Source organism: Streptomyces sp. adm13(2018), from assembly GCF_008042145.1.
Taxonomy (GTDB): Bacteria; Actinomycetota; Actinomycetes; order Streptomycetales; family Streptomycetaceae; genus Streptomyces.
The window spans coordinates 271,487-285,749 of sequence record NZ_RDBH01000141.1 but is presented as its reverse complement, the minus strand read 5'-3'; the positions used below and the strand labels follow the sequence as shown (position 1 = coordinate 285,749).

16 protein-coding genes are annotated in these 14,263 nt (G+C 72.2%); 9 read left to right on the top strand and 7 right to left on the bottom strand.

Annotated elements, in window-relative coordinates; genetic code table 11:
• Positions 1 to 57 precede the first annotated feature (57 nt).
• A complete protein-coding gene (locus EAO70_RS29350) occupies positions 58 to 966 on the top strand; it encodes a L,D-transpeptidase family protein (RefSeq protein ID WP_148005869.1) in 909 nt (302 codons plus the stop codon).
• Between the two features lie 180 nt (positions 967 to 1,146).
• Here EAO70_RS29350 and EAO70_RS29345 read toward each other — a convergent pair whose 3' ends face one another.
• Positions 1,147 to 2,301, bottom strand: a complete 1,155-nt coding sequence (locus EAO70_RS29345) for a hypothetical protein (RefSeq protein ID WP_148005868.1) — start codon at positions 2,299 to 2,301, stop codon at positions 1,147 to 1,149.
• Positions 2,301 to 2,990, bottom strand: a complete 690-nt coding sequence (locus EAO70_RS29340) for an RNA polymerase sigma factor (RefSeq protein ID WP_148005867.1) — start codon at positions 2,988 to 2,990, stop codon at positions 2,301 to 2,303. The genes EAO70_RS29345 and EAO70_RS29340 overlap by 1 nt, the downstream gene beginning before the upstream one ends.
• Before the next feature lie 409 nt (positions 2,991 to 3,399).
• On the opposite strand from EAO70_RS29340, the gene EAO70_RS29335 reads away from it, so the two are divergent.
• Positions 3,400 to 4,149 (top strand): Clp protease N-terminal domain-containing protein, encoded by a 750-nt coding sequence (locus tag EAO70_RS29335; RefSeq protein WP_148005866.1) that lies wholly within the window; start codon positions 3,400 to 3,402, stop codon positions 4,147 to 4,149.
• A gap of 15 nt (positions 4,150 to 4,164) precedes the next feature.
• On the opposite strand, the gene EAO70_RS29330 is transcribed toward EAO70_RS29335, so the two are convergent.
• The 4 genes from EAO70_RS29330 to EAO70_RS29315 form a co-directional block, all read right to left on the bottom strand.
• Positions 4,165 to 4,731 carry a hypothetical protein gene (locus EAO70_RS29330; protein ID WP_148005865.1) on the bottom strand — a complete coding sequence of 189 codons (567 nt, stop codon included), beginning with the start codon at positions 4,729 to 4,731 and terminating at the stop codon, positions 4,165 to 4,167.
• 122 nt (positions 4,732 to 4,853) lie between these two features.
• A complete protein-coding gene (locus EAO70_RS29325) occupies positions 4,854 to 5,276 on the bottom strand; it encodes a type II toxin-antitoxin system VapC family toxin (protein WP_148005864.1) in 423 nt (140 codons plus the stop codon).
• On the bottom strand, positions 5,273 to 5,503 hold the full coding sequence (locus EAO70_RS29320) for a FitA-like ribbon-helix-helix domain-containing protein (protein ID WP_073910259.1): 231 nt from the start codon (positions 5,501 to 5,503) through the stop codon (positions 5,273 to 5,275). The genes EAO70_RS29325 and EAO70_RS29320 overlap by 4 nt, the downstream gene beginning before the upstream one ends.
• A gap of 46 nt (positions 5,504 to 5,549) precedes the next feature.
• A complete protein-coding gene (locus EAO70_RS29315; protein ID WP_148005863.1) occupies positions 5,550 to 7,178 on the bottom strand; it encodes a beta-N-acetylhexosaminidase in 1,629 nt (542 codons plus the stop codon).
• 305 nt (positions 7,179 to 7,483) lie between these two features.
• Between EAO70_RS29315 and EAO70_RS29310 the strand changes: the two genes are divergently transcribed.
• From EAO70_RS29310 to EAO70_RS29285, 6 genes are all read left to right on the top strand, one after another.
• Entirely contained in the window at positions 7,484 to 8,053 is a 570-nt protein-coding gene (locus EAO70_RS29310; RefSeq protein ID WP_187284133.1) for a 2-oxo-4-hydroxy-4-carboxy-5-ureidoimidazoline decarboxylase, read from the top strand.
• Positions 8,054 to 8,245: 192 nt separating this feature from the next.
• Positions 8,246 to 8,626, top strand: a complete 381-nt coding sequence (sdhC, locus tag EAO70_RS29305) for a succinate dehydrogenase, cytochrome b556 subunit (RefSeq protein WP_148005862.1) — start codon at positions 8,246 to 8,248, stop codon at positions 8,624 to 8,626.
• A gap of 8 nt (positions 8,627 to 8,634) precedes the next feature.
• Positions 8,635 to 9,114 carry a succinate dehydrogenase hydrophobic membrane anchor subunit gene (locus EAO70_RS29300; RefSeq protein ID WP_148005861.1) on the top strand — a complete coding sequence of 160 codons (480 nt, stop codon included), beginning with the start codon at positions 8,635 to 8,637 and terminating at the stop codon, positions 9,112 to 9,114.
• A gap of 25 nt (positions 9,115 to 9,139) precedes the next feature.
• A complete protein-coding gene (gene sdhA / locus EAO70_RS29295) occupies positions 9,140 to 10,894 on the top strand; it encodes a succinate dehydrogenase flavoprotein subunit (protein ID WP_148005860.1) in 1,755 nt (584 codons plus the stop codon).
• Complete coding sequence (locus EAO70_RS29290) at positions 10,894 to 11,652, top strand: succinate dehydrogenase iron-sulfur subunit (protein ID WP_148005859.1); 759 nt, start codon at positions 10,894 to 10,896, stop codon at positions 11,650 to 11,652. The genes sdhA and EAO70_RS29290 overlap by 1 nt, the downstream gene beginning before the upstream one ends.
• Before the next feature lie 111 nt (positions 11,653 to 11,763).
• On the top strand, positions 11,764 to 12,276 hold the full coding sequence (locus EAO70_RS29285) for a hypothetical protein (protein WP_148005858.1): 513 nt from the start codon (positions 11,764 to 11,766) through the stop codon (positions 12,274 to 12,276).
• 69 nt (positions 12,277 to 12,345) lie between these two features.
• Here the strand turns inward: EAO70_RS29285 and EAO70_RS29280 are convergent, their stop codons facing one another.
• Positions 12,346 to 12,894 carry a MarR family winged helix-turn-helix transcriptional regulator gene (locus tag EAO70_RS29280; protein ID WP_148005857.1) on the bottom strand — a complete coding sequence of 183 codons (549 nt, stop codon included), beginning with the start codon at positions 12,892 to 12,894 and terminating at the stop codon, positions 12,346 to 12,348.
• Positions 12,895 to 12,989: 95 nt separating this feature from the next.
• On the opposite strand from EAO70_RS29280, the gene EAO70_RS29275 reads away from it, so the two are divergent.
• Positions 12,990 to 14,216 (top strand): MFS transporter, encoded by a 1,227-nt coding sequence (locus tag EAO70_RS29275; RefSeq protein ID WP_148005856.1) that lies wholly within the window; start codon positions 12,990 to 12,992, stop codon positions 14,214 to 14,216.
• Positions 14,217 to 14,263: the final 47 nt, after the last annotated feature.

The following is a 14,263-nucleotide window of genomic DNA, read 5'->3' as shown; positions in this document are numbered from 1 at the left end:
CCGCACACGCGCGGGGCGCATCACTAGGTACAACACGCAACGTCCCGGGGGCACAGAATGAAGCGGTCTTCTTCCGTCATACGCAGAGCGGTCCTGGCAGCGGCCGCGGTGGCACTCGCCGCGGGCTGCACGGCCCAGACGACCGGCTCGGGAGGCGGCTCGGGGACCCCCTCCGGCTCGGCCTCCGCGCCGACCGTGAGCGGGTCGCCGACCGACGCCCCGACCGGGGACGGCAAGCCGCCGTCCCCGTCCGGCAGCACGGACGCGCCGACGGAGGCGCCCTCGGGAACGCCTTCGGAAACCCCCTCGGACACGCCCTCGGGGACGGCGGGCGCGCAGGTGCTGATGGGTGACGGGGACGAGAGCGAGCAGGTGCGCGAGCTCCAGGCGCGGCTCCGGCAGCTCGACCACTTCGACCGGGCGCCCACCGGCTTCTACGGGACGATGACGGCCGGGGCGGTCAAGGCCTTCCAGCGGAAGCAGGAGCTTCCCCGGACGGGTTCGGTCGACGAGACGACCTGGCAGCAGCTGCTCGGCGCGAGCCGGAAGCCGACCGCCGACGAGCTGAAGCCCGCGACGACCAACGAGCTGGACACCCCCGACCCGCGGTGCACCACCGGCCGGGTGCTGTGCATCAGCAAGGAGAGCCGGACCCTGGCCTGGATGATCGACGGCAAGGTCGTCTCGTCGATGGACGTCCGCTTCGGTTCGGAGAACACCCCGACCCGCGAGGGCGTCTTCACGGTGGAGCGGAAGGTCCGGCAGGACTGGTCGCGGCTGTACCACACGCCGATGCCGCTCTCGATGTACTTCAGCCGGGGCCAGGCGGTGCACTACTCGTCCGACTTCGCGGCCCGGGGCTACAACGGGGGCTCGCACGGCTGCGTCAACGTCCGGGACCGGGCCAAGCTCACGACCCTGTTCGACCAGGTGAAGGTCGGCGACAAGGTCGTCGTCCACTGGTGACCCGGCGGGACGTCCGCGGGCGTCTCCGAGGGGAAGAGGGAGAGGGCGCGGGTGGGACCGGGGGAACGTGTCCCACCCGCGCCATGTGCGCGGAGCCGTAGGTACGGGGGGAACCCCGGCTCACTGCGCTGCCGATGACCAGTCGGCTCACTCAGTACTGCGCCGTGGTGTCCAGAAGTGTTACACCGGGAGCGGGAGGCCGGCGTCGACGCCGATTCCGGGGGGCAGCGAGGCGGTGAGTCCGGCGACGTCGAGGCCCGCGGAGCGGTGGGTGCCGCGGCCGCCCCAGCCGCCGTCGCCGCGGCCGCCGTGGCGCCCGTCGCCGTTTCCGCCGCCCTTGGATTCGTCCTTGGAGTCGTCGTCCTTGGAGTGGTCCTTGGAGTCGTCGCGCGAGCCGCCCGAGCCGCCCGAGCCGCCGCCGTCGGGGCCGTTCGTGCCGGTGCCGAGGAGGCGGTCGCAGTAGCGGCGCAGGGTGTCGCCGTTGCGGAGGATGCCGGCGAGGCCCTTGCGGCCGGAGGCGTCGAGCTTGCCCGAGCGGAAGTCCCGGCAGGCCTTGATGATCTTGTCGCGGGAGCCGGTGCCGTTCGGGTCGCCGCCGGTGCCGCCGTTCAGGGTGCCGCCGCTGTTCGTGGCGTCCGGATCGCGGTCGGGTCCGCCGCGGTCCGTGCCGGTGCCCGCGCTGCTGCGGCCGGGCTTCGGGGTGCCGGGGTCGCGGGTGTCCGTGCCGGGATCGCCGGTGGCCTCGCCGTTCGGCGGAGGGGTCTCGGTGCCGGGCGTCGGGGGCGCGTCGGGCGTGCGGTCGGGGGTCTCGGGTTCCGTCGTGGGCGTCGCGGGGTCCGTGCGTATGCCCGGGTCCTCGGAGACGAGCGGGTCGGCGTTCTCCCCGGCCGTGACGGAGCTGGCGGGCGCGGGGCCCACCATGGGCAGCACACCTGTTCCGGCGGCTACGGCGACCCCTCCGACGGTGACGGCGGTGACCGCGGCGGCGATTCCGTACCGGAGGGAGCGTCCCCAGCGGGGGCGTCGGACGGGCACGGGGGCGAGGCGCACCCCGCCGAGTTCGGCGCGTTCGGTGCGGCCCGCGGTGCCGGCGGGACCGGCGGCGGACGCGGCGCGTTCGGCGTGGGCGGCGCGGAAGGCGGCGAGCGCGGCGGCCTCGCCCGGGAGGTCGGCGCGGGCGGCCGGCGGCGCGGCCGGGGGGCGGGCCGCGTCGAGGGCTTCGGCCAGGCGCTTCGCCCCGGAGCACGCACGGTCGTCGTCGGCGTCGACCGGCTCGCCGCGGAGCAGCCGCTCCGCGGTCTCCTGGTCGAGCCACTGGTACCGCTCGTCGGCCATCACATGTCCTTCTGCGTACGCGGACGTGATTGCGTCACACCGCCGGGGGCCACGGACCCCGGTACGCGGCCGCGTTGCGGAGGCACGCCGTCCAGGGGGACGAGTGCCTCGCCGGCTTCGTCGGCGCCGGCCGTGTCGCCGTCGACGCCGAGGAGTTCGGCCAGTTTCTTGAGGCCGCGGTGGGCCGCGGTGCGGACGGCTCCGGGGCGTTTACCCAGGGTGTCGGCGGCGGTCTTGGCGTCGAGTCCGACGACGACCCGGAGGACGACGGCCTCGGCCTGGTCCTGCGGGAGCTGGGCGATCAGCTGCATGGTGTGGCCGGTGGCCAGCGCCTCCAGGGCCTCGCCGGCGGTGTCGGACGCGGCCGCCTTGTCGGTCAGCTCGGTCTCGTCCGCGCCGACGGCGGGGCGGCGGCCGCGCATGCGGACGTGGTCGAGGGCGCGGTTCCGGGCGATCCGGGCGGCCCAGCCGCGGAAGCGGTCGGCGTCGCCGTCGAAGCGGTCGAGGTCACGGGCTATCTGCAGCCAGGCCTCCGAGGCGACGTCCTCCGCCTCGGTGTCGCCGACCAGCGTGCGTATGTAGCCGAGCAACCGTGGATGCACGGCGCGATACACAGTACGGAAGGCGTTCTCGTCCCCGTTCTGCGCAGCGAGCACCGCGGCCGTCAGCTCCGCGTCGTCCCCCAGCACTCCCCAAACCCTGTTCGTCGTCGCGTCGTCGCTTCATCGCGGCTGGTCACCACCGCCACGCTGCCTCGCGCAACTGCACGCTACGTCGTGTCGCCGCGCCGCGTCCACGCGGTCCGGGCTCTTTGTACAACTTGCAACCTTCGGGCGGTGGTGCCCGGGGCGTCCACGACGCGGACGCGGTGTGACATAAAGCGCACCCCCGGCGCTGAATGGAGTACGGAGCCGTGCTGCGGCCCCGTGGACGACGGCCGGGGTCTCTCCTGTGGGGGGTGGCGACCCCGGCCGTCTCCCTTTCCCCCGGACCTCTCGGCCCCCACCGAACCTCTCGACCCCCTCGGATTCCCGACCCGGATGCGCCGGGTGTCAACCGACCGTTGACACCTCTCGAGTGTCAACCTAGGGTTGCCTCATGACGCATCCAGTCGCACCGAAGGTCCCCGTCCGCCTCGACGAACTCATCGAAGCGATCAAGAAGGTCCACCCCGACGCGCTCGAACAGCTCTCCGGTGCCGTCATGGCGGCGGACCACCTCGGCGACGTCGCCGACCACCTCATCGGCCACTTCGTGGACCAGGCCCGGCGCTCCGGCGCCTCCTGGACCGACATCGGCCGCAGCATGGGCGTCACCCGCCAGGCCGCCCAGAAGCGCTTCGTCCCCAAGGACCCCGACGCCGAGAAGATGGACCCGAACGCCGGGTTCAACCGCTTCACCCCACGCGCCCGGAACGTGGTGATGGCCTCCCAGAACGAGGCCACGGCCGTCGGCAACGGCGAGATCACCACCGCCCACCTGGCGCTGGGCCTGCTCGCCGAGCCCGAGGGGCTCGCGGCGCACTGGATCACGTCGCGGGGCGTGTCCCTCGACCGGGTCCGCGAGGCCGCCGCCGCGACCCTGCCGCCCGCCGTCGACGAGCCGCCCACCCTCGTCCCGTACGACGCGGCGGCGAAGAAGGTCCTGGAGCTGACGTTCCGCGAGGCGCTGCGCCTCGGGCACAACTACGTCGGCACCGAGCACATCCTGCTGGCGCTCCTGGAGCACGAGGACGGGACGGGCGTCCTGACCGGCCTCGGCCTCGACAAGGCGACGGCCGAGCGGGAGATCTCCGAGGCGGTCGCGTCCCTGACGGTCCGGGCCCCCGCCCCGGAAGAGCCTGCCTAGGTCGGGCCTCGGGCCTCAGGCGGTGCGGGCGCGGCGGGAGACGACCGCGCGCAGGACCCGGCCGCCCTCGACGGAGAGTTCGCGGGCCCGGCGCAGACCGGTCGGGCCGTGGGCCACCGAGTCGAGGACGGCCTGCTGGCGGCGGAGCTCCCCCGCCAGCAGCGGGCCCGCGCCGTCCGCGTCGCCGGCCCGGCAGCGCTCGACCAGACCGGTGGGCACCTCGGCCGCGTCGTAGCGGCCGTGCAGGGCGAGGGCGGTGAGGGAGCAGGCGGCGGCCCAGCCGCGCAGGGCCTCGTCCGTCCAGTCCGCCGGGGCGAGGGCGAGCATGGCGCGGACCTCCTCGGCGGCGGCGCCGGCGGCCGGCTCCGCGTCCAGCGCGACCCGGGCCTTCGCGACGGCCTCGCCCCAGGCCTCGCCGTCACCGCGGGCGACGGCGGCCCACACGGGGCGCAGGGCGTCCCCGAGGTCACCGGCGAGCAACGGCAGGCAGCGGTCGAGGCAGGCGAGACCGGCCGCGGCCAGGCCCCGCTCGTCGGCCCCGTCGATCAGTTCCAGCAGGCTCCGGCCCGTCACCGACGTCATGGACGCCTCCTTGCCACCCGACCCGATATGGACGCAGTACGTCCCCTACTGCGCCAAGAGGCGCTTTTTCGTCACTGCGCGGCCGGAATCATGCCAGTGGCCCCCGGACGTTGCCTAGGGTTCTACCGCAGTCCGAGGGACTTCTCGTTGAAGACCTCGACCGGGCACTTCGCACCGGTGGCCCGTGCGCCGTCGCGGATCCGGCCGTCGCTGGTCACCAACGGGACGCCGTACCCCTCCGCCAGCGTCACGTACGTCGCGTCGTGGGCGGTGAGGTTCGCGTACAACTCGCGCACCCGGGGCAGCAGCGGGAGGTGCTCCGATCTGCGCAGCGGCAGTTCGGCGAAGGCCGCGCAGGCGTCGTCGAGCTCACGGGTGGTGAGCTTGCCGCCCCGATGACGGCCCAGGAGGGCCGAGGTCACCTCGACGTCGACGAGATACGGGGCGAGCAGGCGCTCCCCCTTCACCCGTTCCCGCAGCGCGGCGCCGACGGCACCGGCGTCGGCCAGCAGCATGACGAGCGCGCCGGCGTCCACGACGATCACTCGCGCCGCCTTCCCCGGTCGATCTCGTCGAGCACGTCACCCGTCTCCAGGCGGGCCGTGGCCCGCTCCTCGACACGGGCGAGCACGTCCTCGAGCGACGGCGTCGCCGCTTCCTGCTCCAGCAGGGTCCGGGCGTACGCCTGGAGGGACTGCCGGTTGCGCGCGGCCCTTATCTTCAGCTCGGTCAGCGCTTCCTCGGACAGGTCGCGTACGTAGAGAGTGGCCATGCGACAACTTTAGTCGCACTGCCAGCAGAATGCTGGCAGCTCCGGGTCAGCCGCGTACCTGCGTCGCCAGGGTCCGGAACTGGTCCCAGGTGAGCGTCGGCGTCCTCGCGTCCCACAGCTTCTGCGCCGTCGCCGTCAGCGGCATGCGGATGCCGTTCGCCACCTGCGCCGGCGTCTGGGCCCCCGCCAGGTCGCACCAGACCGCGAACCGGCCGCCCAGGATCTGGGCGTCGTACCGGGCGGCGACCGGTGTCGTGCCGCGCAGTACCCGGGGCGTCCACTGCTCGTAGATCCGGCGGCCCGTGGGGTACGTGAAGTCGTTCGGCTCACCGAGCACGTAGTAGAGGTACTCGTCGTTCAGGTTCACGACCTTGCGGCCCTCGGCCAGGTACTCCGCGGGCGGGCGGGCGCCGATCTCCTTGCCCGTCCAGTACTCGACCTCGATGCCCTGGTCCGCCGTGACGACGCCGCCGCGGAAGAAGCCGTCGTTCCACGCCTTGGCGGTCTTCCCGGCCTTGCGCACGACGGCGGCCCGGTCGTTCAGCCAGCCCTCGGCGAGGTCCTGGACGCCGGCCTGGGGACCGTACTTCTGCCGGGCCGCCGTGGCGAGCTGCGGGTAGGAGGCGGCGGGGCTGCGGACGGTCAGCGCCTGGTACTCGTCGGCGCCGACGTGGAACCAGCCGCCGGGGAAGAGCTGGGAGTACTCGCGCAGCAGGTCGTCGACGATCGCGGCGGAGCCCGGCTTCGAGATGTCGATGGCGCCCTGCCGCGGGACTCCCTGCACGTTGCGCAGCTGGAGGTCGGGGTGGGCGCGCAGGACGGCGCCGAGGTGTCCGGGCGAGTCGATCTCGGGCACGACGGTGATGTGCAGGCTCTGCGCGAGGGCGAGGATCCGGCGCACCTCGGCCTTGCTGAGGTGCTGGGCGGAGACGATCTCGGGGTGCGAGTCCGAGGCGATCCGGAAGCCCTGGTCGTCGGAGAAGTGCAGACCGAACTGGTTGAGCTTGAGGTCGGCCATCTCCCGCAGCCGGTCCTCGATCCAGCCGGCGGTGAAGAACTTCCGGGCGATGTCGACGTTCAGGCCGCGCTGGGGCTTGGCGGGGGCGTCGGTGACCACGCCCTCGGGCATCGCGCCGGTGCCCTTGACGGACTGCTTGAGGGTGCGGGTCCCGTAGAAGACGCCGGCCTCGTCGGGGCCGGTGATCCGGACCCGGCCGTCGCGCACGGTCAGGGTGTACGACTCGCGGGCGCCGGTCCCACCCAGGGCCAGTTCGACGTCCCCGGGCCCGGCGGCGACGGTGCCGCGGTAGGGGAGGCCGAGTTCTCCGGCGAGGAGTCTCCCCTCGTCGGCGAGGCCCGGGCTGTTCGCCGCGACGACGATCCCGGCGGGGGCGGCGGGCTTCCAGCCCGGTCCGCGGGCGTCCTCGTGGTCGCGGACCGCGGGGACCGTGCGGGGCGCGGCGGAGAGGGGATAGGTACGGGTCGGCGTGGGCGTCGGGCTGGGCGCCGCGCTGGTGGGCGCGGAGCTCGCGGACGCTCCGGGGGCGGTGCCGGAGGAGGACGGGCCCGAACCGGCCGGAGATCCGCCGGAACAGGCCGCCACGGTGGCCAGTGCCACCGCCGTCGCCAGGAGTGCGGGGCCCTTGTGGGGCCCTCGTATGGGGTACCGCATCATTCGGAATCCTCCCGCACCCGAGGCGGTCCGGCCAATCGGGGGACTCGCCGCCCCGGAAGCCCGGCGACCGGCGACCCGGCGACTCGCCGACCCGGGGGCCTGGCGACCAGCCGACCGCCGACCGCCGCCCCGGCGAGCGGAACGCGTCCGTCCATCACCTGTTCTTAAACTCTCCCTTCCGGGTGAAAATCGCGCATCCGTCGGACACTTCCCTCGTCCCGTCGATAACGTTGTGTCACACCCACCTCATCGCGCCCGCCCCTCACGCGGATCGCCCCACCCGTCCCGGAGTACCGGAGCCCACGCTGACCAGCGACACCCACGTCCCCTGCCGCAAGCCGGGCTCCACGGACACGCCTGCCATACCCGCCCAGAACCAGGGCCCCGCCGTCCGCGGTCTCGCGGGCTTCAACGCGGCCTCGCCCGCCGAGGCCGCGGCCCTGCTCCTGTCCTGCTGCCACAGCCTCCGCTGGGCCGAACGGGTGGCGGCGCACCGCCCGTACCCCACGGTCGACGCGCTGCTCGCCGCCGCCGACGAGGCCGGGTACGACCTGTCCCGCGCCGACCTCGACGGGGCGCTGGCCGCCGAGTCCTCGGTGGCGCCGCACCCCGACGCGCCGCCGGCCGCGCGGACCGCGCTGCGGGCCGCCCACGCCGCGTACGAGAGCAGCTTCGGACACGCGTTCGTGATCAGCCTGGACGGAGTAAGACCCGGAGAGCGTCTGGACCAGGTATTGGCAGGCATTCGGTCACGTCTCGGCAACGAACCTGAGGAAGAACGCGTGGTCGCCGCCGACGAACTCAGGCGGCTCGCCCGGGCCCGGCTGGCGTTCCGGCTCACGGAACCCCTCACGGCGCGACACTCCGGGCCGTGAATTCGTCCGGAATACGGCGATTCCAGCCCGTGCGATAGTCCGTCCGTGCCTGTTTGATCACACCGATGGACCCCGCGCGAACGAACCGACAAGTCGTCGCTACGATGACCGGGGCCGGTGGACCGTACCCGGCCGGGTCAGACCGACAGAGAAGCCGGCCGACCCCGATCCCCGCTCCCGGAGGGTTTTTCCGTGCCGGCTGGAACGCTGTACCGCGGCCGGGAAGGAATGTGGAGCTGGGTGGCTCATCGAGTCACCGGCGTCCTCATCTTCTTCTTCCTGTTCGTACACGTGCTGGACACCGCTCTCGTCCGCGTCTCCCCCGAGGCGTACGACGAGGTCGTCGCGACCTACAAGACGCCGATCGTCGCTCTTCTGGAGTACGGCCTGGTCGCCGCCATCCTCTTCCACGCGCTGAACGGCCTCCGGGTCATCGCCGTGGACTTCTGGTCCAAGGGCCCGCGCTACCAGAAGCAGATGCTCTGGACCGTCGTGGGCGTCTGGGTCGTCCTGATGGCCGGCTCCCTGTACCCCGTCCTCGGCCACGCCGCACGTGAACTGTTCGGGAGCTGACGCCACTCATGTCTGCTGACACGACCTCCGCCGCGATCGGCCCCGTCGAGGGCGGCGCCCACTACGACGTGGACAACCCCGCCCCGTACATCGAGGCGCCCCGCAAGCGCACCGGCAAGACCCCGCGCGCGACCCGCGGCAACTTCGAGATGGCCGCGTGGCTCTTCATGCGCCTCTCGGGCATCGTCCTCGTCGTGCTGGTCCTCGGCCACCTGCTGATCCAGCTCTTCCTGGACGGCGGCGTCTCCAAGATCGGCTTCGCCTTCGTGGCCGGCCGCTGGGCGTCCCCGTTCTGGCAGGTCTGGGACCTGCTGATGCTCTGGCTCGCCATGCTGCACGGCGCCAACGGCCTCCGTACCGTCATCAACGACTACGCGGAGCGGGCCAACACGCGCCTGTGGCTCAAGGGCCTGCTGTACACCGCCACGGTGTTCACCATCCTTCTGGGCACGCTGGTGATCTTCACCTTCGACCCGAACATCCGCTAGGCACGGGGCAGAGGTAATCCACGTCATGAAGATCCACAAGTACGACACCGTCATCGTCGGCGCCGGCGGCGCGGGCATGCGCGCCGCCATCGAGTCGACGAAGCGCAGCCGCACCGCCGTGCTCACGAAGCTCTACCCCACCCGCTCCCACACGGGCGCCGCGCAGGGCGGCATGGCCGCCGCGCTGGCGAACGTGGAGGAGGACAACTGGGAGTGGCACACCTTCGACACGGTCAAGGGCGGTGACTACCTGGTCGACCAGGACGCCGCCGAGATCCTGGCGAAGGAGGCCATCGACGCCGTCCTCGACCTGGAGAAGATGGGCCTGCCGTTCAACCGGACCCCGAACGGCACCATCGACCAGCGCCGCTTCGGCGGCCACTCCCGCAACCACGGCGAGGCCCCGGTCCGCCGGTCCTGCTACGCCGCGGACCGCACCGGCCACATGATCCTCCAGACGCTGTACCAGAACTGCGTCAAGGAGGGCGTGGAGTTCTTCAACGAGTTCTACGTCCTGGACCAGCTGATCACCGAGGTCGACGGCGTCAGGAAGTCCGCCGGCGTCGTCGCGTACGAGCTGGCCACCGGCGAGATCCACATCTTCCAGGCCAAGGCCGTGATCTACGCGTCCGGCGGCACCGGCAAGTTCTTCCGGGTGACCTCCAACGCGCACACCCTGACCGGTGACGGCCAGGCCGCCTGCTACCGCCGCGGTCTGCCCCTGGAGGACATGGAGTTCTTCCAGTTCCACCCGACGGGCATCTGGCGCATGGGCATCCTGCTGACGGAGGGCGCCCGCGGTGAGGGCGGCATCCTCCGCAACAAGGACGGCGAGCGCTTCATGGAGAAGTACGCGCCCGTCATGAAGGACCTCGCGTCCCGTGACGTCGTCTCCCGCTCCATCTACACGGAGATCCGCGAGGGCCGCGGCTGCGGTCCCGAGGGCGACCACGTCTACCTGGACCTGACGCACCTCCCGCCGGAGCAGCTCGACGCCAAGCTCCCGGACATCACCGAGTTCGCCCGTACGTACCTCGGCATCGAGCCGTACACGGACCCGATCCCGATCCAGCCCACCGCGCACTACGCCATGGGCGGCATCCCGACCAACGTCGAGGGTGAGGTCCTCGCGGACAACACCACCGTCGTACCGGGCCTGTACGCGGCCGGCGAGGTCGCCTGCGTGTCGGTGCACGGCGCCAACCGCCTCGGCACCAACTCGCTGCTCGACATCAACGTGTTCGGCAAGCGCTCCGGCATCGCCGCCGCCGAGTACTCCGCCAAGCACGACTACGTCGAGCTGCCGGAGAACCCGGAGTCCCTCGTCGTCGCGCAGATCGAGAAGCTGCGCAACTCCACGGGCAGCGAGCGGGTCGCCGACCTGCGCCGCGAGCTCCAGGAGACGATGGACGCCAACGTGATGGTGTTCCGCACGGAGCAGACCATCAAGACGGCCGTCGAGAAGATCGCCGAGCTGCGCGAGCGCTACGAGAACGTGTCCATCCAGGACAAGGGCAAGCGCTTCAACACGGACCTCCTGGAGGCCATCGAGCTGGGCAACCTGCTCGAACTGGCCGAGGTCATGGCCGTCTCGGCCCTGGCGCGCAAGGAGTCCCGCGGCGGTCACTACCGCGAGGACTACCCCAACCGCGACGACGTCAACTTCATGCGTCACACGATGGCGTACCGCGAGGTCGGCGAGGACGGCTCCGAGACCGTGCGTCTCGACTACAAGCCTGTCGTGACGACCCGCTACCAGCCGATGGAGCGTAAGTACTGATGGCTACCCCCGTACTGGACAAGGTCGAGGCGGATTCCGCCGCCTCCCCGTACATCACGGTCACGATGCGGATCCGCCGCTTCAACCCCGAGGTGTCGGACGCGTCGGTCTGGGAGGACTTCCAGATCGAGATCGACCCGAAGGAGCGTGTGCTCGACGCCCTCCACAAGATCAAGTGGGACGTCGACGGCACACTGACCTTCCGTCGCTCGTGCGCGCACGGCATCTGCGGCTCGGACGCGATGCGGATCAACGGCAAGAACAGGCTCGCCTGCAAGACGCTGATCAAGGACATCAACCCCGAGAAGCCGATCACGGTCGAGGCCATCAAGGGCCTCACGGTCCTCAAGGACCTCGTGGTCGACATGGAGCCGTTCTTCCAGGCGTACCGGGACGTCATGCCGTTCCTGGTCACCAAGGGCAACGAGCCGACCCGCGAGCGCCTGCAGTCCGCCGAGGACCGCGAGCGCTTCGACGACACCACCAAGTGCATCCTGTGCGCCGCGTGCACGTCGTCCTGCCCGGTCTTCTGGAACGACGGCCAGTACTTCGGTCCGGCCGCGATCGTCAACGCGCACCGCTTCATCTTCGACTCGCGCGACGAGGCCGGTGAGCAGCGCCTGGAGATCCTGAACGACAAGGACGGCGTGTGGCGCTGCCGCACGACGTTCAACTGCACGGACGCCTGCCCGCGTGGCATCGAGGTCACGAAGGCGATCCAGGAAGTGAAGCGCGCGCTGATCACGCGTCGCTTCTGATCACCGGTGTTCCGGGGGCCGGGTTTCCGGCTCCCGGTTCGGTGCTTCGGCCCGCTTCTGTACGCTGCGGCGTGCAGGAGCGGGCTTTTTCTTTGTGGAGGACGGGGACTGATGAGCGAGCCGAACCCTTACCGGTCGGAGGAGTACGAGTGGGGCCCCGGGCAGCAGCAGCCGGGACAGCCCGCCTACGGGTACCCGCACCCTCCGTCGTACCAGCCGACCCTGCCGGCCGGTGTGCCGGTGCCGCCGCAGCAGGTGCCCGGGGTCCCGCAGGGCGGCGGGGCGCCGCTGCTGAGCCTCGGTGACATCACCGTGGTCGGCGACCAGATCATCACGCCGGCCGGCCCGATGCCGCTCAAGGGCTCGGTGTGGAACGCGATGGACATGTCGCGGACCGAGGAGAAGATGCCCACGGTCGCGATCGTGCTCGCGGTCGTCTTCTTCATCTTCTGCCTGCTCGGCCTGCTGTTCCTGCTGATGAAGGAGAAGACGACCACCGGCTTCATCCAGGTCACGGTGACCAGCGGCGGCAAGCACCACGCGACGATGATCCCGGCGCGCGGCCCGGACACCATCCACTGGGTGATGGGCCAGCTGAACTACGCCCGGTCGCTCAGCATGTGACCGGCCGACACACCGATGGAGGGGCGCCCCGGGGCGCCCCTTCGCCGTGTCGGGGGTGCGGCGGTGTGTCTACCAGTGGCGGGTCGGGTGGCTCGACTCCGCCTCGACCATGACGCGCCGCAGCATGCCGTTGAGGAGGGCACGCTCCTCCGGGGAGAGCACGCCGAGCAGGCGGTACTCCTCGTGCCCGAGGACGTCCATCGCGCCCAGCCAGGTCTCACGGCCGGCGGCGGTCAGCTCGACGACGACCCGGCGCCGGTCGGTGGTGGACTGCGTACGGCGGATGAAGCCGCGCTTCTCCAGGGCTTCGAGGCGCCCGGAGACGGAGGCGGGCGCGAGGTCGAGGTCCTCGGCGAGCTCGGAGGGCGCGGCGCTGCCGCCCCGGCCGGCGATCTTGTGCAGGGTGTCGAACTCGTGGCGCTCCAGGTCGAAGTCGACGAGCGACTGCTCCCTGACCCGGCGGAAGTGCACCGAGAGCTTCTTCATCCGGGTGACGGCGCCCTCCACGACGGGGTCGAGGCCGGGCAGGACGGGCTGCCACCGGGCGACGTGCTCGTCGGTCCAGTCGCGCGCGGCACTCGTCTCGCTCGGAGTACGCGGTTCCTCGGGGTGCGCCATGGGCCGATCGTACGTCGGGCGGCGGCGGTCCACCCGGGACGGAGGCGTAAGTATTTCGTTGACGAATTATTCGGTAGCGAAATACTGTGCGGGCCATGACCGCTGCGACCGCCACGGCTCCCCCACCCGCCCCGCACCCGCTGCGCAACCGCTCTTTCCGGCTGCTCTTCACCGGCCGCACCCTCTCCCTCCTCGGCGACGCCGCCATCCCGGCCGCCCTCGCCCTCGCCGTCCTGGAGGCCACCGGCTCCACCGCGGCGCTCGCCCTGGTCCTCGGCTGCGCGATGGTGCCCAAGCTGCTCCTGCTGCCGCTCGGCGGCGTGATCGGCGACCGGTTCGACGCCCGCACGGTCGCCCTCACCACGGACCTCGTGCGCTGCATCACCCAGCTGATCGTCGGCATCCAGCTCCTGGGCGGTACCCCCAGCCTGGCCGTCCTCGCGGTGTCCGAGGCGCTCGGCGGCGCGGCCGGGGCCTTCGCCATGCCGACCGACGCGCCGCTGGTGAAGGGCACGGTGGCGGCCGGGTCGCTGCACCGGGCCAACGCCGCGATGAGCGTCGCCCGCAGCGCCGCCCGGCTCGGCGGCCCGGCCCTCGCCGGCACCCTCGTCCTGACCGTGGGCCCCGGCTGGGCGTTCGTCCTCGACGCGGCGACCTTCGCCCTCAGCGCGCTCCTCCTGACGGCGGTCCGGGTGAAGCGGGTGCCGATCCCGCGCCGCTCGCTCCGCGCCGATCTGGCGGAGGGCTGGCAGGAGGTGCGCTCCCGGGACTGGTACTGGACCAGCCTGATCGGCCACAGCGCGTGGAACGGCGCCGCGGCCGTCCTCATGACCCTCGGGCCCGCCGTCGCCGTGCAGCGGCTCGGCGGCGGCACCACCTGGGTCGTCCTGCTCCAGGTCGGCGCCGTCGGCTTCCTCCTCGGCGCGCTGCTCGCCGACCGCGCCACCCCCCGCCGGCCCGTGCTCACGGCCAACCTCGGGCTCGCCACGTACGCGCTCCCCCTGGTCCTGTTGGCGCTCGCCGCGCCCGCGCCGCTGACGATCGCGGCCTACGGCCTCGCGCAGGCCGGCCTCGGCTTCCTCTCGCCGGTCTGGCAGACCGCCGTCCAACGGGCGGTGCCCGCCCACGCGCTGGCCCGGGTCACCTCGTACGACTGGCTGCTCTCCCTCGCCTCGATGCCCCTGGGGTACGCGCTGGCACCGCTCGCGGCCGCCGCCTGGGGCCCCGAAGTCCCCCTGGTCGCCGCCGCGCTGGCGGTCGGCGGCTGCTGCCTCGGCACGGCGCTCGTACCGGGTGTACGGCGTTTCGGGCGGGACGGCTGAGAGACAGGGGCCACCGGCGGGGCGTGCGCGCGGCGGCGACCAGGGGG